The sequence below is a fragment of the Ornithinimicrobium pekingense DSM 21552 genome, from assembly GCF_000421185.1.
Taxonomy (GTDB): Bacteria; Actinomycetota; Actinomycetes; order Actinomycetales; family Dermatophilaceae; genus Ornithinicoccus; species Ornithinicoccus pekingensis.
The window spans coordinates 189,708-215,759 of record NZ_ATWJ01000013.1 but is presented as its reverse complement, the minus strand read 5'-3'; the positions used below and the strand labels follow the sequence as shown (position 1 = coordinate 215,759).

Annotated in this window: 24 protein-coding genes; 13 read left to right on the top strand and 11 right to left on the bottom strand. The window is 73.0% G+C overall.

The annotated features are described in order from the left end of the window. Positions 1-32: 32 nt before the first annotated feature. Positions 33-1,250 carry a multidrug effflux MFS transporter gene (locus K330_RS21710; RefSeq protein WP_022922699.1) on the bottom strand — a complete coding sequence of 406 codons (1,218 nt, stop codon included), beginning with the start codon at positions 1,248-1,250 and terminating at the stop codon, positions 33-35. Then, positions 1,247-1,915, bottom strand: a complete 669-nt coding sequence (gene yczE / locus K330_RS0115325) for a membrane protein YczE (RefSeq protein WP_022922698.1) — start codon at positions 1,913-1,915, stop codon at positions 1,247-1,249. The genes K330_RS21710 and yczE overlap by 4 nt, the downstream gene beginning before the upstream one ends. 112 nt (positions 1,916-2,027) lie before the next feature. On the opposite strand from yczE, the gene K330_RS0115320 reads away from it, so the two are divergent. Then, positions 2,028-3,773, top strand: coding sequence for an alpha-amylase family glycosyl hydrolase (locus tag K330_RS0115320; protein ID WP_022922697.1), 1,746 nt, complete (start codon positions 2,028-2,030; stop codon positions 3,771-3,773). On the opposite strand, the gene K330_RS0115315 is transcribed toward K330_RS0115320, so the two are convergent. Further along, a complete protein-coding gene (locus K330_RS0115315) occupies positions 3,758-4,444 on the bottom strand; it encodes a response regulator transcription factor (RefSeq protein ID WP_029202740.1) in 687 nt (228 codons plus the stop codon). The genes K330_RS0115320 and K330_RS0115315 overlap by 16 nt on opposite strands. Positions 4,445-4,534: 90 nt before the next feature. Here K330_RS0115315 and K330_RS0115310 point away from each other — a divergent pair, with 90 nt between their 5' ends. Beyond that, entirely contained in the window at positions 4,535-5,389 is an 855-nt protein-coding gene (locus tag K330_RS0115310) for a glycosyltransferase family 2 protein (protein ID WP_156875840.1), read from the top strand. Between the two features lie 2 nt (positions 5,390-5,391). Here K330_RS0115310 and K330_RS0115305 read toward each other — a convergent pair whose 3' ends face one another. The 4 genes from K330_RS0115305 to K330_RS0115290 are packed head-to-tail and all read right to left on the bottom strand — an operon-like array spanning position 5,392 to position 10,101. Continuing rightward, positions 5,392-8,130: a multicopper oxidase domain-containing protein gene (locus tag K330_RS0115305; protein ID WP_022922694.1), complete on the bottom strand. Its 2,739-nt coding sequence runs from the start codon at positions 8,128-8,130 to the stop codon at positions 5,392-5,394. After that, positions 8,118-9,287: a hypothetical protein gene (locus tag K330_RS21705; RefSeq protein ID WP_022922693.1), complete on the bottom strand. Its 1,170-nt coding sequence runs from the start codon at positions 9,285-9,287 to the stop codon at positions 8,118-8,120. The genes K330_RS0115305 and K330_RS21705 overlap by 13 nt, the downstream gene beginning before the upstream one ends. Then, a complete protein-coding gene (locus K330_RS21700; protein WP_022922692.1) occupies positions 9,284-9,787 on the bottom strand; it encodes a hemerythrin domain-containing protein in 504 nt (167 codons plus the stop codon). Before K330_RS21700 ends, K330_RS21705 begins: the two co-directional genes overlap by 4 nt. 2 nt (positions 9,788-9,789) lie before the next feature. Next, a complete protein-coding gene (locus tag K330_RS0115290; RefSeq protein WP_022922691.1) occupies positions 9,790-10,101 on the bottom strand; it encodes a DUF2249 domain-containing protein in 312 nt (103 codons plus the stop codon). A 161-nt stretch (positions 10,102-10,262) separates the two neighbouring features. On the opposite strand from K330_RS0115290, the gene K330_RS0115285 reads away from it, so the two are divergent. From K330_RS0115285 to K330_RS0115235, 11 genes are all read left to right on the top strand, one after another. Further along, entirely contained in the window at positions 10,263-11,594 is a 1,332-nt protein-coding gene (locus tag K330_RS0115285; RefSeq protein ID WP_022922690.1) for an MFS transporter, read from the top strand. A gap of 53 nt (positions 11,595-11,647) precedes the next feature. Beyond that, the gene (locus K330_RS21695) at positions 11,648-12,490 is read left to right on the top strand and encodes a helix-turn-helix transcriptional regulator (protein ID WP_022922689.1); all 843 of its coding nucleotides are present in this window, start codon (positions 11,648-11,650) and stop codon (positions 12,488-12,490) included. Continuing rightward, positions 12,487-16,203 (top strand): nitrate reductase subunit alpha, encoded by a 3,717-nt coding sequence (locus tag K330_RS0115275; protein WP_022922688.1) that lies wholly within the window; start codon positions 12,487-12,489, stop codon positions 16,201-16,203. The genes K330_RS21695 and K330_RS0115275 overlap by 4 nt, the downstream gene beginning before the upstream one ends. A 43-nt stretch (positions 16,204-16,246) precedes the next feature. Then, positions 16,247-18,025, top strand: coding sequence for a nitrate reductase subunit beta (narH, locus tag K330_RS0115270; protein WP_022922687.1), 1,779 nt, complete (start codon positions 16,247-16,249; stop codon positions 18,023-18,025). Beyond that, complete coding sequence (gene narJ / locus K330_RS0115265; protein WP_022922686.1) at positions 18,022-18,801, top strand: nitrate reductase molybdenum cofactor assembly chaperone; 780 nt, start codon at positions 18,022-18,024, stop codon at positions 18,799-18,801. The genes narH and narJ overlap by 4 nt, the downstream gene beginning before the upstream one ends. Then, the gene (gene narI / locus K330_RS0115260; RefSeq protein WP_022922685.1) at positions 18,798-19,544 is read left to right on the top strand and encodes a respiratory nitrate reductase subunit gamma; all 747 of its coding nucleotides are present in this window, start codon (positions 18,798-18,800) and stop codon (positions 19,542-19,544) included. Before narJ ends, narI begins: the two co-directional genes overlap by 4 nt. Next, positions 19,541-19,936: a cupin domain-containing protein gene (locus K330_RS0115255; RefSeq protein ID WP_022922684.1), complete on the top strand. Its 396-nt coding sequence runs from the start codon at positions 19,541-19,543 to the stop codon at positions 19,934-19,936. Before narI ends, K330_RS0115255 begins: the two co-directional genes overlap by 4 nt. Positions 19,937-19,959: 23 nt before the next feature. Further along, the gene (locus tag K330_RS0115250; RefSeq protein WP_022922683.1) at positions 19,960-21,132 is read left to right on the top strand and encodes a ThiF family adenylyltransferase; all 1,173 of its coding nucleotides are present in this window, start codon (positions 19,960-19,962) and stop codon (positions 21,130-21,132) included. 141 nt (positions 21,133-21,273) lie between these two features. Continuing rightward, positions 21,274-21,891 (top strand): molybdenum cofactor guanylyltransferase, encoded by a 618-nt coding sequence (mobA, locus tag K330_RS0115245; RefSeq protein WP_022922682.1) that lies wholly within the window; start codon positions 21,274-21,276, stop codon positions 21,889-21,891. A 2-nt stretch (positions 21,892-21,893) separates the two neighbouring features. Next, on the top strand, positions 21,894-22,133 hold the full coding sequence (locus tag K330_RS0115240; RefSeq protein ID WP_051145634.1) for a MoaD/ThiS family protein: 240 nt from the start codon (positions 21,894-21,896) through the stop codon (positions 22,131-22,133). A 54-nt stretch (positions 22,134-22,187) separates the two neighbouring features. Further along, on the top strand, positions 22,188-22,943 hold the full coding sequence (locus tag K330_RS0115235; protein ID WP_156875839.1) for a hypothetical protein: 756 nt from the start codon (positions 22,188-22,190) through the stop codon (positions 22,941-22,943). Here K330_RS0115235 and K330_RS0115230 read toward each other — a convergent pair. Genes K330_RS0115230 through K330_RS0115215 form a run of 4 tightly spaced genes read right to left on the bottom strand, consistent with a single transcriptional unit; the run spans position 22,936 to position 26,024 of the window. Continuing rightward, positions 22,936-24,015, bottom strand: a complete 1,080-nt coding sequence (locus K330_RS0115230; RefSeq protein WP_022922679.1) for a tellurite resistance/C4-dicarboxylate transporter family protein — start codon at positions 24,013-24,015, stop codon at positions 22,936-22,938. The two genes, K330_RS0115235 and K330_RS0115230, sit on opposite strands and share 8 nt — an antisense overlap. 1 nt (position 24,016) lies before the next feature. After that, positions 24,017-25,015, bottom strand: a complete 999-nt coding sequence (moaA, locus tag K330_RS0115225) for a GTP 3',8-cyclase MoaA (RefSeq protein ID WP_022922678.1) — start codon at positions 25,013-25,015, stop codon at positions 24,017-24,019. Then, positions 25,012-25,539 carry a MogA/MoaB family molybdenum cofactor biosynthesis protein gene (locus K330_RS0115220; RefSeq protein ID WP_022922677.1) on the bottom strand — a complete coding sequence of 176 codons (528 nt, stop codon included), beginning with the start codon at positions 25,537-25,539 and terminating at the stop codon, positions 25,012-25,014. The genes moaA and K330_RS0115220 overlap by 4 nt, the downstream gene beginning before the upstream one ends. Positions 25,540-25,559: 20 nt before the next feature. Next, positions 25,560-26,024, bottom strand: a complete 465-nt coding sequence (locus K330_RS0115215) for a MarR family winged helix-turn-helix transcriptional regulator (RefSeq protein WP_022922676.1) — start codon at positions 26,022-26,024, stop codon at positions 25,560-25,562. Between the last annotated feature and the right edge of the window lie 28 nt (positions 26,025-26,052).

Here is a 26,052-nt window from a genome sequence, read left to right as displayed (position 1 = left end):
CAGCTGCACAGTCCACCTGATGCGTCATACCGTCAGTGCAGCTCGGCGACGCGGGTCGCCCCGCCCGTCGCCGCGCGGTGCCAGCCCCACAGCAGCCCACCGGTCACCGACAGGGCGGCGCTGGCCAGCGCGGCGGTGAGCAGGGAGCCGGTCACCAGCGGTGCCAGGAGACCGGCGAGGACGGCGTTGGAGATGAGCACGGCGAAGGCCGACATCGAGGCCGCCGACCCCAGGCGGTGCGGGAAGAGGTCGAGCAGCGCCAGCTGCAGCACGGGGAAGGCCATGCCGATCGCCGTGCCGAGCAGGGTCGGGCCGACGAGCACCCAGGGGAGCCGGGGCGCCAGCAGGGCGACCAGGAGGTTGGTGGTCGCGGCCGCGAGGACGAGCAGCATGGTCCGGTCGACGAGGACGGGGCCGGCCACGCGCCCGGCCACCCGCCCGCTCACCCAGGACCCGACGACCATGCCGCCGACCAGCGGCACGAAGAGCACCCAGAAGTCCTGCTCACCCAGCCCGAGCAGGTCGACGACGATGATGGGTGCCGCCAGCACGTAGAAGATGTAGGCCCCGAAGGTGGCCACCATCGCGACCGTGAGCCGCACGAACGTCAGCGACCGCGCCACGTCCCACAGGCCGGACAGGACGGGGCGCAGGCGCAGCGGCACCCGGTCGGCCGGGTCGAGGGTCTCGGGGAGCACGAGGACCATGACGACCGCCACGACGAGGGCGTAGGCCGCCACGAACCAGAAGATCACCGGCCACGGGCCGAGCCGCAGGAGCCAGCCGCCGATGATCGGCGCCAGGGCCGGGGCGATCGCGAAGATCATCATCACCTGGCTCATCAGCCGCTGGGCCGTGGCCCCGGAGTAGAGGTCGCGGATCACGGCCCGGCTCACGACGGTGGCCGCCCCGGCGAAGACGCCCTGCAGGCCCCGGCCGACCAGCAGCCAGCCGAGGCTGGGGGCGAGGGCGCAGACCACGGAGGCCACGACATACCCGAGGAGCCCCGCGAGCATGACCGGCTTGCGGCCCAGCGCGTCCGACAGCGGCCCGTGCAGCACGCTCATCGCCGCGAAGGTGAGCAGGTAGACGCTCGTCACCTGCTGCAGCGCCGTGGCGTCGGCCTCGAACTGCCGGCCCAGCGAGACGAACCCGGGGAAGATCGTGTCGATGGTGAACGGCCCCACCATCGCCAGCGCGGCGACGACCGCGGTGACGGTCCAGGCCGGGGGCGCCGAGGGGCGGGTCACCGGCGCGGGTGCGGTCGGGACAGGTCCACGGTGAAGACCGGCAGGAACAGCTGGGCCAGCGGACCGATGGCCACGGCGTAGAGCACGGTGCCGACGCCGACGACGCCGCCCAGCAGCCAGCCGACCGCGACGACGCTGACCTCGATCGCGGTGCGCACCAGGCGGAACGAGCGGCCGGAGACCCGCGCCAGCCCCGTCATCAGGCCGTCCCGCGGGCCGGGGCCGAACTGCGAGCCGATGTACATCCCCGTGGCCACCCCGTTGAGCAGGATGCCGCCGAGCAGGAGCACCACCCGCCAGCCGAGCTCGTCGGTCTGCGGGAGCACCGCCAGGGTGAGGTCGGCCGCGGGCCCGATGAGGAAGGCGTTGCACAGCGTGCCCAGGCCGGGCCGCTGGCGCAGCGGGATCCACAGCAGCAGCACCAGCACCGAGACGCCGACGACGACCGTGCCGAAGGTCAGCGGCAGGTGCTGCTGCAGCCCCACGTGCAGCACGTCCCACGGGATGAGCCCCAGGACGCTGCGCACCACCATCGCCATCGACGCGCCGTAGAGGAACAGCCCGACCAGCAGCAGCGCCAGCCGGGGCGCGAGCCGACCCGCGCGCAGCTGCTCGATCGGCCCGAGGTCGGCCAGCTGGCGCCTCGCGGTGGGGGTGTCGGTCACAACGGCCAGTGTGCCCGACGGTCGGCACCGGTCGCCCGGCAGCCCTAGAGTGAACCCCGCACCGCCCAGCAGGGCGTGCCACCAGCACCGACGACGAGCAGGAGGCTCATCCGTGAGCGAGCACCACCCCGGCATGGGCGCCTTCCCCATCGAGGGCGGTTTCGCCTTCCGGGTCTGGGCCCCGAACGCAGACGCCGTCCGGGTGGTCGGCGACTTCAACGACTGGGACGAGGGCGCGACCGAGCTCGCCCCCGAGGGCAACGGACACTGGTACGGCGAGGCCCCCGGCGCCGAGCACGGGCAGGAGTACAAGCTGCTGCTGACCAACGGCGAGGGCACCTTCTTCCGCATCGACCCCCGCGCGCTGGCGGTGACCAACTCGGTCGGCAACGGCATCCTCTACGACCAGGGCCGCTTCGACTGGGACGGCGACGAGCGCTTCGAGACCCCCGGCCAGCACCAGCTGGTCATCTACGAGACGCACATCGGCTCGTTCATGGAGACGCCCGAGGGTGGGCCGGCCGACCTGCACGACCTGACCGGGCGGCTCGACTACCTCGTCGGCCTGGGCGTCAACGCCATCGAGCTCATGCCGCTGATGGAGTTCGCCGGCGACTACTCCTGGGGCTACAACCCGGCGCACATCTTCGCCGTCGAGCACACCTACGGCGGCCCCGACGCCCTGAAGACCTTCGTGCGGGAGGCGCACCGGCACGGCATCGCGGTGCTCGTCGACGTCGTCTACAACCACTTCGGCCCCAGCGACCTGCCGACCTGGCAGTTCGACGGCTGGAGCGAGAACGGCAAGGGCGGCATCTACTATTACCAGGACGAGCGGTCGCACACGCCGTGGGGCGACACCCGCCCGGACTACGGCCGCTCCGAGGTCCGTGACTTCATCCTCGACAACGCCCGGATGTGGTTGCGCGACTACCACGTCGACGGGTTGCGGCTCGACATGACGCCCTACATGCGGCACATCGACGGCTTCAGCGGCGACATCCCCGAGGGCTGGGCCATGATGCGGGCGGTCGGCGAGCTCGTGCGCACCGACTTCCCGGGCCGGCTGGTCATCGCCGAGGACCTGCACAACGACCCGGCCGTCACCTCCACCGAGGACGGCGGCGCGGCGATGCACGCCCAGTGGGACAACCAGTTCGTCCACCCGGTGCGCCAGGCGCTCATCACCCCCTCCGACGAGCACCGCTCCATCCCCGAGGTGGCCCGGGCGGTCATGCACTCCTACCACCACGCCTTCGACCGGGTCGTCTACGTCGAGTCCCACGACGAGGTGGCCAACGGCAAGGCGCGGATGACCACCGAGGTGCAGGGGGACAACGCCGACGGCTGGCACGCGCAGAAGCGCGCGACGCTGGGAGCCGCGCTCGTCCTCACGGCGCCGGGTATGCCGATGCTCTTCCAGGGCCAGGAGTTCCTCGAGGACGAGTGGTTCCGCGACACGGTGCCGCTGGACTGGGAGCGGGCCTGGGCCTTCCGCGACATCACCCAGATGTTCCGCGACCTGATCCGGATGCGCCGCAACCTCGACGGCGCCACCCCCGGGCTCTCCGGTCCCAGCACCACGCTGGTCACCCTCGACGACGACGCCAACGTCATCGCCTTCGTGCGCTCCACCGACGACGACCAGCACGTGCTCGTCGCCCTCAACCTCACCGCGGAGGCGGTCCGGCGCGAGGTGAAGGTCCCCGGGGAGCACTGGCAGCTGGTCTTCAACAGCGACGCCCGCCGCTACAGCCAGCTCTTCGGCGACCACCCCACCCCCGACCTCGACGTCAGCGACGGCAGCGCCGTGCTCGACCTGGGGCCCTACTCGGCCGTCGTCTACGTGCCGGCCTGACCGCGCGGGGTCCTGGTGCGCTCGGAGCCGGGCGTCATCGAGTTCTCCAGACCCCAGCGGACCGCCTGGGACCTGCGGGTCACGCCGATCTTGCGGTAGGCGTTGCGGATGTAGGTCTTGACCGAGTTGATGGACAGGTAGGTGCGCCGGGCGATGTCGGTGTTGGTCAGCCCCTGGGTGATCAGGGCCAGCACCTCCGCCTCCCGGGGCGACAGGCCGTGGGCACGCCCTGGCCAGTCGCCCTGGGTGTCGGCGGGCTCGAGGTCGGTGTCGGTCCCCGGGCCGAAGGAGGGGGAGACGACGACGTCGCCCCCGGCCACCTTCTCCAACGCCTCGACCAGCTGCTCGGCGTGGGTGCTCTTGTCCAGGTAGCCGCGGGCGCCCTTGGCCAGGGCGAGGTCGACCAGCTCGGGCTGCATGTTCCAGGTGAAGACGACCACCTTGCCCGCCCGGGGGCTGGACAGGACCTGCTCGAGGTGGGAGTCGGTGATCGGCTGCTGGGCGAAGGTGTCCATGAGCGTGACGTCGACCTCGGAGGCGACGTGGCCGTCGACGTCGACCTCCACGACCCTGACCCGGTCGCGGTAGGGCGCCAGCATGGCCGCCAGACCGTGGACGACCACCTCGTAGTCGTTGACGATGGCGACGCGCACCGGGCCTGGCGTAGTCATCGAAGCAGTCTATTCCCTCGTCAGAGCCGGTGCAGGTCCCACCCTCAAGGGGGTACTGGACCTCGCGGCACCAGGACTAGTGTCTGGAGCGTGTCTTCGACGATCGCAGTTCTGACCATGGCCAAGGGACGCCATGAGCACCTCCTCGGCCAGGTGGACGGGTTGTCCGTCGGTTCCGTCCCTCCCGTCGTGCACAGCGTCGTGTCGATGGGCGACCGTGACCTGACGAGGGGCCGCCTGCCCCTGGGCACCGACCGGTGGCGCACGGTGGTCCGACCGGTGCAGTCCGACCGCCGTGCGCTCCCGCTGGCGCAGGCCCGCAACGCCGCTGCCGAGGCCGCGGTCGAGGAGGGCGCTGACCTGCTGGTCTTCATGGGTGGCGACGTCATCCCCGGCAAGCGCGCGCTCGAGCGGTATGCCGACGCCGTCACCACCGGCGCCCCGGACGGGGTGAGCGGGCCGGTGGTCTGGCAGGGCCCGCTGCTGCACCTGCCTCCGCTGGAGAACGAGGCGCTGGGCTACCCCTTCGGTCACCTGGCCGAGATCGCCACGCCCACCGGTAGCGACCCGGTGCTGGAGCCGGGCCAGCTGCTGCACGAGCCGGACTGGGGCCACTTCCGCGGGTGCGCCTTCGCGATGACCGCGCGGGACTTCGCCGACGTCGGCGGCTTCTGCCCCGACTACACCGGTCACGGCCTGGAGGACGCCGACTTCGCGCGCAAGGTGGGTGACGCCGGCGGCTCCCTGGTGTGGGTGGGGGGCGCGGCCTCATACCTGCAGCCCGTGCCCGCGCCGGACACGGCCGACGAGCTGCGCATCGCCCTGCGGCACGCCGCGACCTGGCGCGCGCGCTGGGGGACCGACCCCGACCACCCGATGATCGACCGGCTGCTCGGCGCCGGCGTGCTGCAGCGGGCGGAGACCGGCGGCTACGTCGCGGTCTGAGCTCAGCCGGTCACGCGCACGAACCCGTGGGCGCCGCGCTCGGCGTCGACCATGATGTGCGACACCAGGGGGTAGTGGCCCTCCTGCGGGAAAGTCAGCTCCACGAAGCCGCCCTGGGCTGCCTGCAGCCCCAGGGCCTGGGCGCCTGCCCCGCCGGCCTCGGGGCCGAGGGAGTAGGCGCCCTCGGCGTAGACGGTGTCGAACTGGCCGCCCACGACGTGGAAGGAGGTCGGCCGGCTCGGCCCGGCGTCCAGCACCCACAGCCGCACCCGCTCGCCGACCCGCGCCGCGAGCATGTGCTCGTCGTACTGGTCGGCGATGCCGTTGAAGGTGACGAAGGTGGGCTGCTCGGCCGCGATCGAGGCGGCGTCCACCTCGGCGGCGGGCGCCTCGCCCTGCCCGGTGCCCGGTGAGAGGTGGACCTCGGACTGGACGAGCAGGTACTCGCGGTCGACCGCGGGCAGTCCCTCCTCGGGCTCGATGATGACCGCACCGTGCATGCCGGCGGCGATGTGGCTGCTCATCGGCATGGTCGAGCAGTGGTACATCCAGATGCCGGCCCGCTCGGCGGTGAAGGTGTAGACCAGCGACTCACCGGGCGGGATGGTGCGCATCGGCCTGTCCGGCGCGAGCGCCCCCGCGTGGAAGTCGATGGAATGGCCCATCGTCCCGTCGTTGACGAGCGTGACCTCGAAGGTGTCACCGACCCTGCCGCGCAGCGTGGGGCCGGGCACCTGCCCGTCGAAGGTCCAGCGGACCTGCGTCACGCCGGGCGCGACCTCGAGCTCCTCCTCGGTCGCGGTCAGCGTGAGCCGGTGCGTGGTGCCGGCCGGGGTGGTGAGCGGGGGCAGGACGGGGTCGACCGGGTCGGTCACGGTGGCGGCAGGGTCCAGGCGCACCGCGGCGGGGCCGCCGACGCCGACGGCAGCGTCGCCGTGCCCGGTGTGGTCGGTCGCGGCGACCGGCGCCCCGCCGTCCCCGGTCACCACGACGTCCAGGACCATGCCCATCTGCCGGTGGCCGACGATGGTGCACCACCCCTGCGCCGTCTCCCCGACGACGCCGAGGTCGAGCGTGGCCGACTCGCCGGGCGCGAGGCGGGGCGTGCGCTCGCCAAGCACCTGCAGGTCGTGCACGTTGGTGGGGTCGGTGTTGGTCAGCTCGACGACGAGGCGGTCCCCGCGGGGGACCTCGATGCGCGCCGGCTCGAAGCGCATGTCGACCGCGGACACCTGCACCGTGGTGGTGCTGCCGGTCGCCACGACCGCGGCGGCCCCGCCGGTCGTGCCCCCCGGCAGCCCGGCAGCGGCGGGGTCCAGCGCGACGCCGACCGACACGGCCAGCACCAGCGCGGACACCGCGGCCACCAGCTGCCCGCCGGACCAGACCGAGGGCATCCGGTCCGGCTCGCCGGCGGGGGTGCCGGGCGTCGGACTCGACCCGGCCGGACGCTCGCCCCGCGCCCGGGCCGCCTCCACCTCCTTCCTGGCACGCACCGCGGCGTGGATCCCCCCGAGCATCAGCGGGACGAAGGCGGCGAGGGCGAGGACGACGAGCACCGACAGGATCACCCGGACGATGCTCGGGACGGGCAGCAGGCACAGGAGCAGGCCGCCGTTGACGACGACCAGCCGCGCGGTGCCCCACCGGTCGAACCACGCCTGACCGGCGCGCACGACCGTCTTGCCGCCGCCGAGCACCGACGGGACCAGGTAGGACAGCGCGCCGGGCAGCAGCTGGGCTGCGAACCCCACGACGAGGATGGCGCTCGTGGTGCCGAAGCCGTCGGTGAACTCGGCCCAGGTCCGCGTGGTCGACAGCCGCACGAGGATGACCACGATGGCGACCAGCCACCACAGGAGCGACAGGCCGACCGAGGCGGGGGCGAACTCGCGGGGGCGGGCGGTCCGGACCGGCGCGAGGACGGCGGAGGCCCACCACAGCAGCGCCACGGCATACAGGCCCAGCGCGGCGACCGTGACCCAGCGCAGGTCGGCGAGGGCACCGGCGACCAGCAGCGCGACGGCACCGGCGAGCCCGGGCAGGGCCTGGCGTGCACGCCGCTCCGCGTCGGCCCCGATCGGGGTGCGCAACATCGTCGGCCACAGGGTCAGCAGGGTGCCGGTGACGGTCAGGCCGACCCAGCCCAGGACGTTGACGGTGATGTGCGCCAGCAGGATGCGCCCGTGCGCCGCGTCGTCGAGGCCGAGCGCGAGGGTGGCGCCCAGGGCGACGCCGACCGGCAGGCAGACCGCGGCGGCCAGGTAGTAGCGCACCGTCACCCGGAACCGGCCCGGGAGCGCCGAGCGCAGCCGGCGGAAGAGCTGGACGCCGTGCCAGACGACGGCGGCGGTGACCAGGGCCGCCCCGGTCGCGGTGACCCACCACTGCGCGGTGGGCACGCCGACCAGGGTGGTCGAGGTGCCGACGAGGAGCAGGACGAGGCGGCGGTTCTGCTGGCGCCGCTCGTCCAGCCCAGGCGCGGTCTTGAGCAGCGCCTGGGTGAAGTGGGTGCTCCACACCATGATCGAGTGCGTCAGGGCGCCCAGCAGGACCAGGTGCACCATGAGCCAGCGGGAGCCCGGCACGAAGGGGTGCACGAACGTCATGACCACGGCGAGCACCATCCACAGCACGCCGGGGTAGTCGCGCATCGGCCACCGGCCCCGGGCGCCGCCGGGGCGGGCGGGACCGGTCGGTCGTGCGGTGGGGGGAGCGGCAGGGCTGGTCAGGGCAGGCATGCGGGCGCGTGGTCCTCGGTCGTCGGGGCGGGGGAGGGGCGAGGGGTATGGCGTGCGCGCCCGCTCGGGCGGCGCCGGGCGCCGACCGCGGTGAGGACCGCGACGGCGACGAAGAGGAGGACGGCGGCGACGTTGCCCACGAGCGCGGCGTGCCAGCCGGCCGTCGTGCCGGCGGCCACCGTGAGGACCCGGCCCAGCAGCGTGACGTGCAGCAGGACCAACGGGCCCCACATCACGGCGGTGTAGGGCAGGCGGACCCGCAGCACGGCCGGCAGGATCACCGGGGCGTGGGCCAGGATCATCGACATCGCGAAGCCGAGGAAGGTGGCGTGGACCACGATGTCGTAACCGGCGGGGGAGACGGCCGGGGACCCCAGCAGCACCAGGCCCAGCCCGGCGACCCCCAGCCAGGAGTAGCCCGTGAGCAGCGCGGCGGCGGCGAAGCGCGGCAGCCCGCTCGTGCGGACCAGCCGGCGGGCCACGTCGTGCCGGACGAGCCAGGCCGTCAGGAGCAGCAGCGACAGGCCCAGCAGGCGCCCGCCCGTCACCGGCCACAGCACGGCCGTCAGGGCGGCGCCGGTGAGGCCGGTGGCGTGGGCGGTGAGGGTGCGCCGGGCACCGTCAGGCATCGCCAGCCTGGCCAGCTCGACGCGCTCCGCGCCGATGGTCAGCACGACGAAGCCGACGAGCAGCGGCACCACGGTGGCCACCTCGAGGCGGGTGAGCAAGAGCGCGGCCGCGGCTGCGAGCACCGCGCCGAGGGCCTGGACGGCCACGAGCAGGTCCCCGTTGCGGCGCCAGAGCGCGAGGTAGACCACGACGAGCAGCAGCATGCCCTGCACGAGCAGCAGCCGTCCGAGCAGCGGCCGGGGCAGCAGGACCAGGGCGAGGGCGCCGGCGCCGAGCAGGGCGGGGGCGAGCAGGGACCACGTCGTGCGCAGCGCGACGGCACGCTCGAGGGCGATGACGGTGCCGAGGAAGCCCAGCACCATGAGCGGCCCGTGCAGGACCGCGAGCCGCGCGCTGCCGACGGGGGCGGGCAGACCGGCCAGGGTGAGCGCGGCGTCCAGGCCGGCCAGCAGGGCCAGCCCGCCCCCGACGATGAGCAGCGGGGCCCAGCGTGGGCTCCGGCCGGCGAGGCCCGTGCTCCGGCTCATCCCCGGTCCGGTGCCTGTCCCCGTGCCCCGGCCGGCGGGGCCGGGGCACGCGGGGCCGGAGCCGGCGTCGCCTCGTCGACCTCGGCCCAGTCGGGGCCGTCCAGCGCGATCGCCGCCGCGGGGAACAGGCCGTTGTCCTCCCGGTCGATGTGGTGACGCAGGTCGTGCAGGAAGGTGTCGACGAGCGCCGGGTCGACACCGGCGCCGGCCCTGCGGATCGCCTCGAGCTGCGCGTCGAGCGTGGTGTGCTCCGAGCACAGGCTGTCGATGTGGTCGGTGAACTCCTCCTGGCGGCGCATCACGGCGAACAGGCCGGTCTCCTCGTCGCGGGTGTGCGGGTGCAGGAGCGCCTCGACCCGGTCGACGGCCGCCGCGACCTGCGGGGCGCGGCCGCCCTCGCAGGCCCGGCGCAGCTCGCCGGCGGCGTTGATGATCTCGGTGTGCTCGGCCATGAACCGGCCGATCACCTGGATCGACTCGCAGCCGCAGTAGGTGCACATCGTCAGGCGGAGCGGGTGAAGCGCAGGGTCCAGGCCTCCGGGCCGCGGACCCGGTAGTCCCAGGTGATGGCCTCGCCCTCGCGGTCGGTGATCTGGGCGAGCAGCGGCAGCGGGTCGTGCGGGGCGACCAGGTCCATCTGCTGGCCCGGGCGCAGGCCGGAGAGCGCCCCGAAGATCGTCGCGTGACGGATCGCGTGGGGGATCTCGCGGGCGTCGAGCGCGGGCACGCCCTCGTCGGTGCAGCCGCAGGCGCAGCCGCTGCGGTCGGTGAGGGGCAGCGCGGTGGTGCCGGCGGGGGCGGTGGTGTCGCTCATGAGGAGTCCTTCGCGGGTCGTGGGGGAGTTTGACGGACAGATCCAATATAAACTAAACAACGGAGTCCGTCGTCCACTATGCTCCGTAGTGTCCGACCCCGACGGACCGGCACCACGCACGCCCCCTGCCCGCACAGCTCGACGCCGAAAGTGAACCGTTGATGACTGACTCCCCGAGCCGCGACGTCGGCACGCCCGCCCCCGACCCCGGCGCACCTGCTGCCGCCCCAGCCGGGGCCGGCACGGCCGCCGCGACGGGCGAGCCCGACCCCCGCACCGCCCGGACGATGCTCGTGATGGCGACGCTCGGCTTCGCCATCTGCTTCTGGGCCTGGGCCCTGCTCTCGCCGCTGGCGGTCACCCTGCGCGAGGAGCTGGGCCTGACCTCCCTGCAGCAGTCGCTGGTCGTCGCCACGCCGGTGATCGTCGGCTCCCTGGGCCGGATCCCGGCCGGCGCGCTCACCGACCGCCTCGGCGCCAAGGTGATGTTCCCGGCCGTCGCGGTCCTGACCATCCTGCCGGTGCTCTTCCTCGGCTTCTTCGGCGACAACCTCGCCGCCCTGCTCATCGGCGGCTTCTTCCTGGGCATCGGGGGCACCTCGTTCGCGGTCGGCGTGCCGTTCGTCAACGCCTGGCACCCCCCGGCCCGGCGCGGCGCGGCCCTCGGCATCTTCGGCATGGGCACCGGCGGCACCGCGGTCGCCGCGTTCACCACCCTGCAGCTGGCCAACGCCTTCGGCCGCCCCGCCCCCTTCGTGCTGGTCGCGGTGCTCCTCGCCGGGTATGCCGTGCTGGCCTGGTTCGTCCTGCGCGTGCCCCCGGGCCGCGCCGGGGGTGCCCGGGGCGGCAACTGGCTCTCCGCCGCCCTGCACACGCTGGCCCAGCCGGTGGCCCTGAAGCTGGCGATGCTCTACGCCATCGCCTTCGGCGGCTTCGTGGCCTTCAGCGTCTACCTGCCCACCTACCTGGTCAACAACTTCGGCATGGACAAGGGTGACGGCGCCCTGCGGATGGCCGGCTTCGTCGTCGTCTCCGTCGTCGCCCGGCCCATCGGCGGCTGGCTGTGCGACCGCTTCTCCAAGACCCTCGTCCTGGCCTCCCTGCTCATCGGAACCGGGTTGTTCGCGCTGCTCGCCGCCCTCGTGGGGGCGGGCACCACCGTCATCGTCGGGGACAACACCTACCCCGTGGCCCTGGAGCCGGTCGGGACCGTCGCCTTCCTCGGCATGGCGGCCGGGCTCGGTGCCGGTGCCGGTGCCGTCTTCGCGCTGGTGGCCGCGCTCGTCGAGCCGGCCCGGGTGGGCGCCGTGACCGGTGTCGTCGGCGCGGCCGGCGGTCTGGGCGGGTTCGTCCCCCCGCTGCTGATGGGCGCGATCTACGGCGCCTTCGGCAGCTACACCCTCGGTCTGCTGCTCCTGGCCGTCGTGGCCGTGGGGGGTGGCCTGTTCACCCTGGTGGGCTTCCGCAAGGAGCTCGCCGCCACCACCCAGTAACGTGACCGGCTCATCGATGCGACGAGCCGGACGGCCCTTGTGAGGAGGTGAAGGTGCCAGTTCCAGCCATCCAGCCCACGCGGCCGGAGCCGCCCGCCGGGGCGGCCCTGCTCGTCTCGCCGGTGCGCAGGGCCGTCGTGGACGAGCTCGCCGCCCTCGACGAGGCCACGCGTCCGGTCGGGCTGACGGCCGCCGAGCTGGGCTCGCGCCTCGGGCTGCACACCACCACGATCCGCTTCCACGTCGACCAGCTGGTGGTCGGCGGTGTGCTGGAGTCCCACTTCGTGCGCAGCGGCGGCGTGGGCCGGCCGAGCAAGAAGTACGTGCTGCGCGAGCAGGTGCTCGGCGAGACCGACACCGCCCAGCACGGTGCCGGGCCCTACCAGGTGCTGGCCGGGTTGCTGGCCTCCGCGATGTCGGCCGGGGAGGCCGAGCAGATGACGCCCGAGGAGGCGGGGGTGCGCTGGGCCCGCCACCGGGCCGAGGAGGCCGAGGCGGCGCACGCCCCCGAGCCCGGGGCGCCCGCCCCGGCGACGGCTTCCCGGTCTGCGGTGGAGGGGGTCATCGAGCTGCTGGCCGAGTGGGGCTACACCCCCGAGACCGAGCCCGCCGAGGACGGGAGGGCCGTCGACATCACCCTGCGCGACTGCCCCTTCCTCGACCTGGCGCACACCCACCCCGACGTCGTCTGCGGCGTGCACCGCGGCCTGCTGCGCGGCGCGCTCGACGCCGTCGGCGAGCCCGACGCCCGGGTCAGCCTGCAGCCGTTCGTCGGGCCGACCACCTGTCGCGCGCGTCTGTACGTGCCGGGCGAGGCCTCCCCCGTCCAGGCCCCTGACCTGGGTACCATCACCGATCCCGACCCGCCCACCACTCAAGGAGTGCTTCCTTCATGACGGACATCCACGAGCGTCCCGCCGCCGGTCTTGACGGCCCCCTGAGCGAGGCGCTGGTCGGGACCAGGCGGTTCTTCACGCGGGGCCAGGTCTCGCAGGACCGGCGGACCCTGAGCCTGCAAGGCGGCCGCAGCGGCGACTCCTTCTACCGCGACCGCTGGAGCCACGACAAGGTCGTCCGCTCCACGCACGGCGTCAACTGCACCGGGTCCTGCTCCTGGAAGGTCTACGTCAAGGACGGGATCATCACCTGGGAGGCCCAGCAGACCGACTACCCCTCGGCCGGCGCGGACCGCCCGGAGTACGAGCCGCGCGGCTGCCCCCGCGGTGCCGCCTTCTCCTGGTACACCTACAGTCCCACCCGCGTGCGCTACCCCTACGTGCGCGGCACGCTGCTGGAGATGTTCCGCGCCGCCCGCCAGCAGTACGGCGACCCCGTGCTGGCCTGGGCCTCGATCGTCCAGGACGAGGAGCGCGCGAGGTCGTACAAGTCCGCGCGCGGCAAGGGCGGCCTGGTGCGGGCCAGCTGGGAGGAGGTCGTCGACCTCGTCGCGGCCGCCCACGTCTACACGATCAAGCGCTTCGGCCCCGACCGGATCGCCGGCTTCTCCCCGATCCCGGCGATGTCGCCGGTGTCCTACGCCTCCGGAGCCCGCTTCCACGAGCTCATCGGCGCGCCGATGCTCTCCTTCTACGACTGGTACGCCGACCTGCCCAACGCCTCGCCGCAGATGTTCGGCGACCAGACCGACGTCCCCGAGTCCGGCGACTGGTGGGACGCCGGCTACCTGATCATGTGGGGCTCCAACGTCCCGCTGACCCGCACCCCCGACGCCCACTGGATGGTCGAGGCGCGCTACCGCGGCCAGAAGGTCATCGCGGTCGCGCCGGACTACGCCGACAACGTCAAGTTCGCCGACGAGTGGGTCGCCTCCGCCCCCGGCACCGACGGCGCGCTCGCGATGGGTATGGGGCACGTCGTCCTCCGCGAGTTCTTCGTGGACCGCCAGGTCGACTTCTTCACCGACTACAACCAGCGCTTCACCGACCTGCCCTACCTGGTGACGCTCGATGACGCCGGAGACGGTTCCTACAGGCCCGGAAAGTTCCTGGTCGCCGGCGACCTGGAGGGCCACCCCGAGGCGGGCAGCGAGAACGCCATGTGGAAGCCGGCGGTCCTCGACGGGGCCACCGGTGAGGTCGCGATCCCGAACGGCTCGATCGGCCACCGCTTCGGCGAGGAGGGCGAGGGCCGGTGGAACCTCGAGCTGGGCGACATCCGCCCGGTGCTCTCGCTCTACGGCGACACCGGTGAGGCGGTCGAGGTGGCGCTGCCGCGCTTCGACAACCTCGAGGGCCAGCAGGTGCTGGAGCGTCGCGGCGTGCCGGTCCGCCGCGTCGGCGACCGGCTGGTCACCACGGTCCTGGACCTCATGCTCGCCCAGTACGGCGTGGGCCGCGACGGGCTGCCCGGGGCCTGGCCGTCCGGCTACGACGACCCCTCGGCCCCCGCCACCCCCGCCTGGGCGGCCGAGATCACCGGCGTCCCGGTCGAGCAGATCATCCGGATCGGCCGCGAGTGGGCGCAGAACGCGATCGACACCCAGGGCCGCGGCATGATCCTCATGGGCGCCGGCATCAACCACTGGTACCACTCCGACCAGATCTACCGCGCCCTGCTGGTGCTGACCTCGATCACCGGCTGCCAGGGCCGCAACGGCGGCGGCTGGGCGCACTACGTCGGCCAGGAGAAGGTGCGCCCGCTCATGGGCTTCCAGCACCTCGCCTTCGCCCTCGACTGGGTGCGGCCGCCGCGCCACATGAACCAGACGTCCTACTGGTACGTCCACACCAGCCAGTACCGCTACGACACCTTCGACGCCGACGCGGTCAACGGCGCGACCGGCGCCTTCACCGGGCGCTCCACGATGGACCTGCTCGCCCAGGCCGTCCGGCTGGGGTGGGTCCCGTCCTACCCCCAGTTCGACCGCAGCTCCCTGCAGGTCGCCGACGAGGCCGCCGAGGCCGGCATGGCCGCCGGGGACTACGTTGCCAGCCGGCTCAAGGACGGCACGCTGCGGTTCGCGGTCGAGGACCCCGAGCACCCGGACAACTACCCCCGGGTCCTGTCGCTGTGGCGCTCCAACCTCCTCGGCTCCTCGGCCAAGGGCAACGAGTACTTCCTCAAGCACCTGCTCGGCACCGACAACGCGGTGAAGGCGGTGGAGGCCTCGCCGGAGCACCGGCCCCAGGACGTGGCCTGGCCCGAGCGGGCCGGCGAGGGCAAGCTCGACCTGCTGCTCACGCTCGACTTCCGGATGACCAGCTCCACGCTGTTCTCCGACGTCGTGCTCCCGGCCGCGACGTGGTACGAGAAGCACGACATCAACACCACGGACATGCACCCGTTCATCCACTCCTTCAACCCCGCCATCGCCCCGCCGTGGCAGGCCAAGAGCGACTGGGAGGCGTGGAAGGTGATCGCCAGGCGGTTCTCCGAGCTGGCGGTCGACCACCTGGGCACCCGCAAGGACGTCGTCACCAAGCCGCTGTGGCACGACACCCCCGAGGCGATGGCCACCGTGCACGGCCGGGTCCAGGACTGGCGCACCGGCGAGGTCGAGCCGGTGCCCGGACGGACGATGCCGGTCGTCGCCGAGGTCGAGCGCGACTACACCGCCGTCTACGACAAGATGACGGCCATCGGCCCGCTGCTGGAGAAGGTCGGCATGCTGACCAAGGGCGTGAAGTACGAGGTCGGTCGCGAGGTCGACATCCTGCGCCGGCGCAACGGCACCGTCCACGGGGGCGTCGCCGACGGGCAGCCGAGGGTCGAGACCGACATCCAGGTCGCGGACGCGATCATGCACCTGTCCGGGGTCAGCAACGGCCACCTCGCCACCCAGGGGTTCAGGTTCCTGGAGAAGCGGACCGGCACCCAGCTGCACGACCTGTCGGCCGAGCACGAGGGCAAGCAGATCACCTTCGCCGACACCCAGGCGGCGCCCGTGCCGGTCATCACCTCCCCGGAGTGGTCGGGCTCGGAGAGCGGCGGCCGGCGCTACGCGCCGTTCACGATCAACATCGAGCGCTCCAAGCCGTTCCACACCCTGACCGGCCGCCAGCACTTCTACCTCGACCACGACTGGGTGCAGGGGATGGGTGAGTCGCTGCCGACCTACCGTCCGCCGCTGAACATGACCACGCTCTTCGGCGAGGACCCGGTCGGTCGGCAGAGCGAGCACGACGGCGCGGTCGCCGTCGCGGTCCGCTACCTGACCCCGCACAGCAAGTGGTCGATCCACAGCGAGTACCAGGACAACCTGTTCATGCTCTCGCTCTCGCGCGGCGGGCAGACGATCTGGATGTCCGACGTGGACGCCGCCAAGATCGGCGTGCGTGACAACGACTGGATCGAGGCGGTCAACCGCAACGGCGTCGTCGCCTGCCGGGCGATCGTCAGCCACCGGATGCCCGAGGGCACGGTCTTCATGCACCACGCCCAGGACCGGCTCATCGACGTGCCGCTGACCGAGACCGACGGCAAGCGCGGCGGCATCCACAACAGCCTCACGCGGATCCTGCTCAAGCCCAGCCACATGGTCGGCGGCTACGCCCAGTTCTCCTACTTCTTCAACTACATCGGGCCGATCGGCAGCAACCGTGACGAGGTCACGGTCATCCGCCGGCGCACCGCCCCGGTCACCTACTGATCCACCCGACGCACGACCTACCGACCTGAGGGAGAGAGACAACATGCGCGTCATGGCACAGATGGCCATGGTCATGAACCTGGACAAGTGCATCGGGTGCCACACCTGCTCGGTCACCTGCAAGCAGGCGTGGACCAACCGCCAGGGTATGGAGTACGTCTGGTTCAACAACGTCGAGACCCGGCCGGGGCTGGGCTACCCCCGCGGCTACGAGGACCAGGAGGAGTGGAAGGGCGGCTGGGTCCGCGCCGACAACGGCCGGCTCAAGCTGCGCGCCGGCGGGCGCCTCAACAAGCTGCTCAACATCTTCTCCAACCCCAAGATGCCCTCGATCCAGGACTACTACGAGCCCTGGACCTACGACTACGAGACGCTGCTCAACGCCCCGGCGCAGGACACCTTCCCCGTCGCCCGCCCGAAGTCGCTGATCTCGGGCAAGCACATCAACATCGAGTGGTCGGCCAACTGGGACGACGACCTCGGCGGCTCCACCGAGCACGCGGCCAAGGACCCGATGCTCAAGGGCATCGAGGACAAGGTGAAGTTCGAGTTCGAGCAGACCTTCATGTTCTACCTGCCGCGGATCTGCGAGCACTGCCTCAACCCCAGCTGCGCGGCCTCCTGCCCCTCCGGCGCGATCTACAAGCGCGAGGAGGACGGCATCGTGCTGGTCGACCAGGACAAGTGCCGCGGCTGGCGCATGTGCGTCACCGGGTGCCCCTACAAGAAGGTCTACTTCAACCACAAGACCGGCAAGGCCGAGAAGTGCACCTTCTGCTACCCGCGCGTCGAGGTCGGCATCCCCACCGTGTGCGCCGAGACCTGCGTGGGCCGGCTGCGCTACATCGGCCTGATGCTCTACGACGCGGACAAGGTCCTCGAGGCGGCCGCGGTCGAGGACGAGCACGACCTCTACGAGGCGCAGCGCAGCGTCTTCCTCGACCCCCGCGACCCGGCGGTCGAGCGCGAGGCCGAGCGCGCGGGCATCCCCGGCGACTGGATCGAGGCGGCCAAGAAGAGCCCCGTGCTCAAGCTGATCAACGACTACAAGGTGGCGCTGCCGCTGCACCCGGAGTACCGCACCATGCCGATGGTCTGGTACATCCCGCCGCTGTCCCCGGTCGTCGACGTCATCAAGGACACCGGCTACGACGCCGAGGACAAGGACAACCTCTTCGCGGCGATCGACGCGCTGCGCATCCCGGTGGAGTACCTCGCCAACCTCTTCACCGCCGGCGACACCCGGCCGGTCGAGGCGGTGCTGCGCCGCCTGGCCGCGATGCGGTCCTACATGCGCGACATCAACCTCGGCCGCGACCCCCAGGCGCACATCGCCGAGGCGGTCGGCATGGAGGAGGAGGAGATGTATGAGATGTTCCGCCTCCTGGCGATCGCCAAGTACGGCGACCGCTACGTCATCCCGACGGCGCACGGCGAGCAGGCCCACGCGTTGGAGGAGCTGGCGACCGACTGCCCCGTGAGCTCCTTCGACGACGAGCTGCTCGACTCCTCCGGCCCGTTCGGCGAGGGCTCGGGCCGTGGTGCCGTCACCCCGGTCGCGGTGGAGAACCTGATGATGCTGCAGGAGCGGGCCGGCGCGGACACCCTCGTCTCCGGCGGCGCCAAGCGCGGCCGCGTCAACCTGCTGAACTGGGACGGCCGCGGTATGCCCGAGGGCCTCTTCCCCCGGCGCGAGGAGGGCGTGGAGGTCTCGGCGGGCGGTGGCACCCCGCAGCAGCCCACCGACGACCGGTCGCTCCTCGAGGGTGGCGAGGCCCGGCCGGACAACGTGGCCGGCGCCGACGGAGGGCCGCAGCGATGATGCCCTGGCGGCGCCACCGGCGCACCAGCCCCCGGTTCGACGCGCGCGCCCAGGCCGACACCTGGCAGCTGTGCTCGCTGCTGCTGGACTATCCCGGGGAGGACCTGCCTGGGCGCCTGCCGGTCCTGCGGGAGGTCGTCGCCGGCCTGCCGCGGGCGGCGGGCGAGCCCCTGGGCCGGTTCCTCGACCACGTGCAGGCCGTCGGGTTGCCGGAGCTGCAGCGCGACTACGTCGACACCTTCGACGTCACCCGCAAGTGCGCGCTGCACCTGACCTACTTCCTGCACGGGGACACCCGCAACCGCGGGGTGGCGCTGGTGCAGTTCAAGCAGCTCTACCGCCAGCACGGGGTCGAGCTCGACGACGCGGACAGTGAGCTTCCTGACTTCCTCCCGGTGGTGCTGGAGTTCGGCGCGACCGTCGCCCCGGACACCGCCTGGAAGGTGCTCAACGACCACCGGGTGGGCATCGAGCTGCTGCGCCGGGCCCTGGACCGCCGCGGCTCGCCCTGGCTGGACGTGGTCGCCGCCGTCCGCGCCACGCTGCCCGCGCTCGACGGCGACGACGAGCAGGCGCTCGCCGCGCTCATCGCCCAGGGCCCCCCGCAGGAGACCGTGGGGATCGATGACGCCCCTTACGCCATGGACCCGGCCCTCGACGGCCACACCCGGGGGGCTCCGCCCCCCGTGCACCCCCCGAACGCCTGCGGCGGAGGGGCACCCCATTCCTCGTCCCAGTCCCTCGGCCCGACCATCCCCGTAGGAGCCCCTCGATGAGCACCTTCCTCTGGGTGATCTTCCCCTACATCTGCCTGGCGATCTTCGTCGTGGGGCACTTCTGGCGCTACCGCTACGACAAGTTCGGGTGGACCACCCGCAGCTCCCAGCTCTACGAGGACAGGCTGCTGCGGATCGGCAGCCCGCTGTTCCACTTCGGCATCCTCTTCGTGGCCGTCGGGCACTTCATGGGGCTGGTCGTGCCGCAGAGCTGGACCGAGCAGGCCGGGATGAGCCAGGAGCTCTACCACATCGTCGCGCTCGCCGGCGGCCTGCCGGCGGGGATCGCCTGCCTGGTCGGGCTGGCCATCCTCGTCTACCGGCGGCGCACGGTCGGGCCGGTCTTCCGCGCGACGACGGTCAACGACAAGGTCATGTATGCCGTGCTCGCCGTGGTCATCGTGCTGGGCATGTGGAACACCGTCGCCGGCACCCTGCTCAACCTGGGCATCGCGGGCGACCACTACAACTACCGCGACGGCGTCTCGCCGTGGTTCCGCCAGATCTTCTGGTTCCAGCCCGACGCCTCGCTGATGGAGGGTGCACCGCTGGGCTTCCAGCTGCACGCGCTGCTGGCGTTCCTGCTCTTCGCGATGTGGCCGTTCACCCGCCTGGTGCACGTCTTCTCCGCGCCGGTCGGCTACTTCACCCGGCCCTACATCGTCTACCGCAGCCGCGACGAGCGACCCGGCACGGCGACCGGCACCCGGGCCCAGAAGCGCGGCTGGGAGCGCGTGCAGTGACCGACCACCCTGTGCTGGGCGACCTGGCGCTGCAGCCGGTCGAGGAGGTCGACCCCTCCCGGGTGGTCGACCTGACCGCCGAGGGCCGCCGGCTGCTGGAGAAGGCACGGTCCTCCGGCCGGGGCCGGGCCGTGCGCGCCGTGGTCCGCCAGCCGGGGCAGAACATGATCCTGCTCGGCCTGCCGGCCGGCGGCGGGCTGCCCGAGCACGACGCACCGGGCCCGGCCTCGCTGCTGTGCCTGTCCGGCGAGGTGACGCTGAGCACGGCCGAGGGGTCCTGGACCCTGCCCGCCGGCACGGCGCACGCCATACCTCCCGCCCGCCACGACGTCGTCGCCGCCGTCGACAGCGTGTGCGTCCTGACCGTCTCCCTCCCGGTGCAGGACCGATGACGCCCACGCGTACGCTGCCGGGCGTGACCGACCGCCTCCTGCCGCTCGTCGAGCCCGGCCCCGAGCTGACCCCGGCGCAGGTCTCGCGCTACTCGCGCCACCTGCTCGTGCCCGGCATGGGCATCGAGGCGCAGCGGCGGCTGCTCAACGCGCGCGTCGCCGTCGTCGGCGCGGGCGGGCTGGGCAGCCCGATCCTGGCCTACCTGGCCGCCGCCGGCACCGGGCACCTGACGATCATCGACGACGACGTCATCGACACCACCAACCTGCAGCGCCAGGTCGTCCACCGCACCGACGCGGTGGGGCAGCGCAAGGTCGACTCGGCGGCCGGCTACGTCCGCGGCCTCAACCCCGACGTGTCGGTGACCGTGCACCACACCCGGATCACGCCGGAGAACGCCCAGGCGCTGCTCGCCGGGCACGACCTCGTCCTGGACGGCGCGGACAACTTCCCCACGAGGTATGCGGTGTCCGACGCCTGCGCCGCGCTCGGGCTGCCGGTGGTGTGGGCCGCGGTGCTGCGCTTCGACGCCCAGATCTCGGCGTTCGTGCCGGGGCTGGAGGGGTCGGTCAGCCTGCGCGACCTCTTTCCGGTGCCGCCGCGTCCGGAGGACGTGCCCTCGTGCTCCGAGGCCGGCGTGCTCGGGGCCCTGGTCGGACAGGTCGGCTCGATCATGGCCGGCGAGGCGGTCAAGCTGATCTGCGGCTTCGGCGAGCCGCTGGTGGGGCGGGTCCTGCTCGTCGACGCCCTGTCGCAGCGCACCCGCGAGGTCCCGCTGCGCCCCGTCGGTGCCGTCGTCGCGCCGCCCGCCCACGAGCAGGTGCGCGAGCTGGTGCCGCTCGTGGAGGTCTCCGCCGAGGAGGTCCGCGACGAGCTGGCCGGCACCGACGGTCCCGGCGGTCCCGGCGGTCCCGGCGGTCCCGCCCCGGTGCTGCTCGACGTGCGCGAGCCCGCCGAGCACGCCCTCGGCACGGTCCCGGGCGCGCTGACGGTCCCGGTCGGGGAGGTGCTGACCTGGGAGGAGCTCGTCGGCCAGCTGCCCGACGGGCCCGTGGTCGTCTACTGCAAGACCGGCCCCCGCGCCCGTCGCGCCGCAGCCCACCTGGTCAAGGTGGGCCACCCCGACGTCCGCGTGATGACCGGCGGCATCCTCGCCTGGATCGAGCGCGTCGACCCCACCCTCCCGACCTACTGACGCACCCGACCCGACCCCACTCCCCATCCCGACCGACGACACCGTGCGCCCGCCCACCGCCCCACCGACGACACCGTGTGCACGCCCGTGACCCCACCGACGACACCGGGTGCACGCCCGGACGGCGACCGAGGACGTGGTGTGCACGCCATCGACCTGCTGGTGCTGGCCGGCGGCCGCGGCGAGCGCCTCGGAGGCCAGGACAAGGCGGCGCTGACGCTCGGCGGGCGCCCGCTGCTGGACCGGGTTCTGGACGCCGCCCCCGCCCTGGGCGGCCGGGTGGTCGTGGTCGGCGACACCCCCGTGCCGGCCGACGTCCCGCGGACGCTGGAGGACCCGCCGGACGGCGGGCCCGTGGCGGGGATCGCCGCCGGCCTCGAGGTGCTGCGGCCCGCCGCGTCCTGGGTCGCGGTCGTGGCGGTGGACCAGCCCGGCGCCGCCCGTGCGCTCGCCGCCCTCTGTGCCACGCTGCCGGGACTGGGCGAGGACGTGGACGCGGTGAGTCACGAGGACGCCGGCGGTCACCGTCAGTGGCTGCTCGCCGTCTACCGCCGCCCCGCGCTCGAGGCGGCGCTCCGGGACCTCGGCGAGGCACGGCATACCTCCGTCCGCCGGTTGGTGTCCGGGCTGTCCTGGCAGACCGTGGAGCGTGGCGCGGAGCACCTGGGGGACGTCGACACCTGGGAGGACGCGCAGGACTGGGAACGCCGTCTGGGACGTGCGACCATGGCCACGGACCGACTCGACCTGGAGGGATGACGATGGCGACCGTGAGGTTCTTCGCCGCTGCGGCGGAGGCGGCCGGCACCGAGACCGAGCAGGTGCACGCGGACGACCTGGGGGGTCTGCTCGACCGGCTGGTCGAGCTGCACGGGGCCGAGCTGGAGCGGGTGCTGCGCCGCAGCTCGGTGCTCCACGAGGGGCAGTACGTCAACGACCGCGGGCTGGCGATCGCCCACGACGCCGTCCTGGACGTGCTCCCGCCCTTCGCCGGCGGCTGACGGCCGGGCGAAAAGCCCTTCCGGCCGAGGCCTCGGCGGCCCTAGGCTGCCGCCGTGCCGACAGCCCAGAGCCAGCAGGTCCTCGACCCTGCGCCTCCTCCGCCGCGACCCGCGCTCGAGAGGGTCGTGCGAGCCCTCGCCGCGGCATCGCTCGCCGGGGCGGTCGTCGGCCTGGTCGTCGGCGGCGTCGGGGGACGGCTCGCCATGGGGCTGCTGGCCCGGCTCAACCCCGAGGACGCCGGACGGATCACCGACGACGGCTTCCGCATCGGCCAGCTCACGGCGAGCGGGACCCTCAACCTGCTCGGCGCGGCGGTCCAGGCGGGCCTGACGGGTGCGCTCCTCTACCTGGCGCTGCGCCGGCTCGCCCTCGGCGCGCCGGCGGTGCGCGTCGCCTCCCTCACGCTGGGCGGCGCGGTGGTCGTGGGCGCCTTCCTCGTCCACCCCCAGGGCCGCGACTTCCGGATCCTCGGGCCGGACTGGCTGCCGGTGCTGCTCTTCGTGGCCCTGCCGGCCGTCTTCGTCCCGCTCCTCGCCCTCCTCGCCGAACGCTGGCTCGCGCCCGGGTCCTGGTTCGCCACGGCGCGCCTGAGGTATGTCGCGCCCCTGCTGCTGGTGTGGGTGCTGGCGGGCCTCCTGCTGCCGCTCCTGGGCCTGGCCGTCGTCGTCGGGCTGGTCCACCAGCGCCTCGCGCCGACGCTGTCCACCGGCGCCCGGGCCGCCGTCGCCTGGTCGGCACGGGTGCTCCTCGTGGCCCTCGGACTGTGGGCGCTGTGGGGCCTGGTGGGTGCGGTCCGCGCCGTCACGTGAGCGGACGCGCGGCCACGACCTTGCGGGCGACGTCGGCACCCATCCCGGCGGCCACGAGGACCCAGGCCAGCAGGGCCACCCAGAACCAGTGCGTGCCGACAGCCTCCACCACCGGCAGCCGGTCGGCGCGGCCCAGGTAGATGCCGGCGACGGAGTACATGCCGAGCGGGAAGACCATGCTCCACAGCGTGGGCTGGTAGACCAGCGGGACGCGGTGCAGGACGTGCCGCCAGAACCCGGCTGCGACCAGCACCGGGATCAGCCACGTCGCGAACGCCCAGAACACCACGGACAGGCCGGCGACCAGGTCGCGGGTGACGTCGATCATCGGGGCGTCCTTCATCTCCACGATCCGGGCGCCGGCCACGATCGTGATGGCCACCGCTCCCATGGCGACCCAGTAGGGCGGGTCCAGGTGGCGCGGCTCCAGGGGGTAGAGCATCACCCGCAGGGCGACGAAGACCGCGCACGCGGCATACAGCACGACCCCGACCGACCAGGCGAAGACCGCCAGGATCGCCAGCTCGTGCCGCAGCCCGTCGTAGACCGGCTCGAGGCTGGCGGCGACGACCGCGATCGACTGGCTGGCGACCACCCAGATGAACCAGGTGCCGTTGGCGGTGTCGAGCATCGGGCGCCGGTCGCTGCCGAGCACGGCCGTCCACGGTATGACGTAGCCCAGGACCAGCCAGACCAGCACCGCGACGCCGAGCAGGACGGCCGCGACGCCGCTGCGGCCGACGCCGACCAGCGCTGCCGCCAGCACGTCGGTGGCCGCGATGAAGGTGAAGAACCCGAACGCCCGGGCGGGGTCGTGGAAGTCCTCGGACATGCGGTCGCGGTGCGCGACGAAGCGCCAGGCGGTGAGCGCGACGAGGGCCAGGTAGAAGCCCACGGCCAGCCAGAAGAGCACGGTGGCGAGCAGCGTGAAGCCGCGCAGCTGCGCACCGATCGAGACGATGCCGGTGGCCATGACGCCGGCGAAGTAGCCGGGGGTCAGGCCCGCGGGGTTCAGCGGGGCCGGGCGCGCGTCACCGGTGCTGCTGGTCGTGGACGGCGCGCCCGGGGCCACGTCAGCCCCCGATACGGCTCATCGGGCGCGGTGGCTGGAGGAAGTCGGGCTCGTTGATGCCGTGCCCGGGCAGCTTGGCGCCGATGGAGGCGCGGAAGAGGTCGGCCAGCTCCTCGTCCGACGCGCCGGCCCGCAGCGACGTGCGCAGGTCGGTCTCGCCCGTGGCGAACAGGCAGTTGCGGACCATGCCGTCGGCGGTGAGCCGCACCCGGTCGCAGGTGCCGCAGAAGGGCATCGTCACCGAGGCGATGACGCCGACCGTGGCCGGCCCGCCGTCGACGAGGAACAGCTCTGCCGGGGCGCTGCCTCGGGCCTCGTCGGGCAGCGGGGTCAGGTCGTAGCGGACGCGCAGCCGCTCGAGGATCTCCTCGCCGGTGATCATCTGGGTGCGGTCCCACTGGTGCTGGGCGTCCAGCGGCATCTGCTCGATGAAGCGCAGCTGGTAGCCGTGCTCCAGCGCGAAGCCCAGCAGGTCCGGGGCCTCGTGGTCGTTGACGCCCCGCATGAGCACCGTGTTGAGCTTGACCGGCACCAGACCGGCCTCGGCGGAGGCGTGGATGCCCTCGAGGGTGTCCTTGAGCCGGTCGCGCTTGGCCAGGTCCAGGAAGATGTCGCGGCGCAGCGTGTCGATGCTGACGTTGACGCGGGTGAGACCGGCGTCGGCGAGCGCCCGGGCGGTCTTGGCCAGGCCGACGCCGTTGGTGGTCATCGAGATCTCGGGGGAGGGCTCGAGCGCGGCCAGCCCGGCCACGACGTCGACGAGGTCGCGCCGCAGCAGGGGCTCGCCGCCGGTGAGGCGGATCTCCTCGATGCCGAGGGAGACCGCCACGCCGGCCAGGCGTACGACCTCCTCGGTCGTCAGCATCGTGTCCCGCGGCAGCCACGGCACGCCCTGCTCGGGCATGCAGTAGGTGCAGCGCAGCGAGCAGCGGTCGGTCACCGAGATGCGCAGGTCGCGGTGGACGCGGCCGAAGCGGTCGACCAGGGGGCCGGACGTCACGAGTGGTCACCTCCGGCGACCTGGTCGACGAGGTGGCCCAGCAGCGGGCCGATGACGTCCATCCCCTCGGTGACGGCGGACGGGCGGCCGGGCAGGTTGACCACGAGCGTGCCGCCGACGCCCTGCCCGTCGGGCCAGTCGACGACGCCGACCACGCCGCGCGACGCGGCGGCATAGGGGGTATGGCGTGCACCCTCGTGCCGGAGCAGCTCGGCCAGCCCGGGGTTCTCGCGGGTGATCACGGTGCGGGTGGCCTCCGGAGTCAGGTCGCGCGGCCCCATCCCGGTGCCGCCGGTCGTGACGACCAGGCGGTGCCGGGCGGCGACCGCGTCGCGCAGCGCGCCGGCGACGGTGTCGACGCCGTCCGGCACGACCACGGGGGCGTCCACGGCATACCCGTAGGAGCGGAGGGCCTCGACGAGGAGCTGGCCGGAGGTGTCCTCCCGCCGCCCGTCGGAGCTCCGGTCGGAGACCGTGATGGCCGCGGCGGTCCGACCGCCCGCGGGGGCGTCGTGGGAAGTCACCGACCCAGGATAGCCGTCATTCAGAGGAGCCGACCGACGGCCCGGTCGGCCTCGGTGAGGAAGCGCAGCACGACCGTGCGCTCCTCCTCGGTGAGGGAGGCGTCCAGCGCGGCGAGCCCGACGAACATCGGCATGAGGTGGCCCATGAGCTCCTCGCGCCCGCCGGCCGTGCAGACCACCGCGGTGCGGCGTCGGTCGGTCGGGTGCGGCTGCCGCTCGACGTGGCCGCGGGCGACCAGGCGGTCGACGATGCCGCTGGCGGCGGCCGAGGTCACGCCCAGGCGCTGCGCCAGCTCGGTCGGCCCGAGCGGCTCCTCCATCACGTGCTCCAGCGCGGACAGCTCGGTGTGGGTCAGCTCCGCGCGACGGGCCATCGCCGGCCCGACCCGACCGCTGGTGCTCAGCAGCCGGCGCAGGGCGTCGAGGACCTCGCTGCGCTGCCAGTCCTGCACCCAGCGCGTCTGCGGACCCTCGTCCGACGACATATGACTAACCTGTGACAAACCTTGCACC

Bases quoted from the DNA above. Each gene is read 5' to 3' on its own strand.
- K330_RS0115315 (WP_029202740.1), bottom strand. From the start codon at position 4,444: ATGACTACGCCAGGCCCGGTGCGCGTCGCCATCGTCAACGACTACGAG.
- K330_RS0115305 (WP_022922694.1), bottom strand. From the start codon at position 8,130: ATGCCTGCCCTGACCAGCCCTGCCGCTCCCCCCACCGCACGACCGACC.
- K330_RS21705 (WP_022922693.1), bottom strand. From the start codon at position 9,287: ATGAGCCGGAGCACGGGCCTCGCCGGCCGGAGCCCACGCTGGGCCCCG.
- K330_RS21700 (WP_022922692.1), bottom strand. From the start codon at position 9,787: ATGTGCACCTACTGCGGCTGCGAGTCGATCCAGGTGATCGGCCGGTTC.
- K330_RS0115290 (WP_022922691.1), bottom strand. From the start codon at position 10,101: ATGAGCGACACCACCGCCCCCGCCGGCACCACCGCGCTGCCCCTCACC.
- K330_RS0115285 (WP_022922690.1), top strand. From the start codon at position 10,263: ATGACTGACTCCCCGAGCCGCGACGTCGGCACGCCCGCCCCCGACCCC.
- K330_RS0115275 (WP_022922688.1), top strand. From the start codon at position 12,487: ATGACGGACATCCACGAGCGTCCCGCCGCCGGTCTTGACGGCCCCCTG.
- narH (WP_022922687.1), top strand. From the start codon at position 16,247: ATGCGCGTCATGGCACAGATGGCCATGGTCATGAACCTGGACAAGTGC.
- narJ (WP_022922686.1), top strand. From the start codon at position 18,022: ATGATGCCCTGGCGGCGCCACCGGCGCACCAGCCCCCGGTTCGACGCG.
- narI (WP_022922685.1), top strand. From the start codon at position 18,798: ATGAGCACCTTCCTCTGGGTGATCTTCCCCTACATCTGCCTGGCGATC.
- K330_RS0115240 (WP_051145634.1), top strand. From the start codon at position 21,894: ATGGCGACCGTGAGGTTCTTCGCCGCTGCGGCGGAGGCGGCCGGCACC.
- K330_RS0115215 (WP_022922676.1), bottom strand. From the start codon at position 26,024: ATGTCGTCGGACGAGGGTCCGCAGACGCGCTGGGTGCAGGACTGGCAG.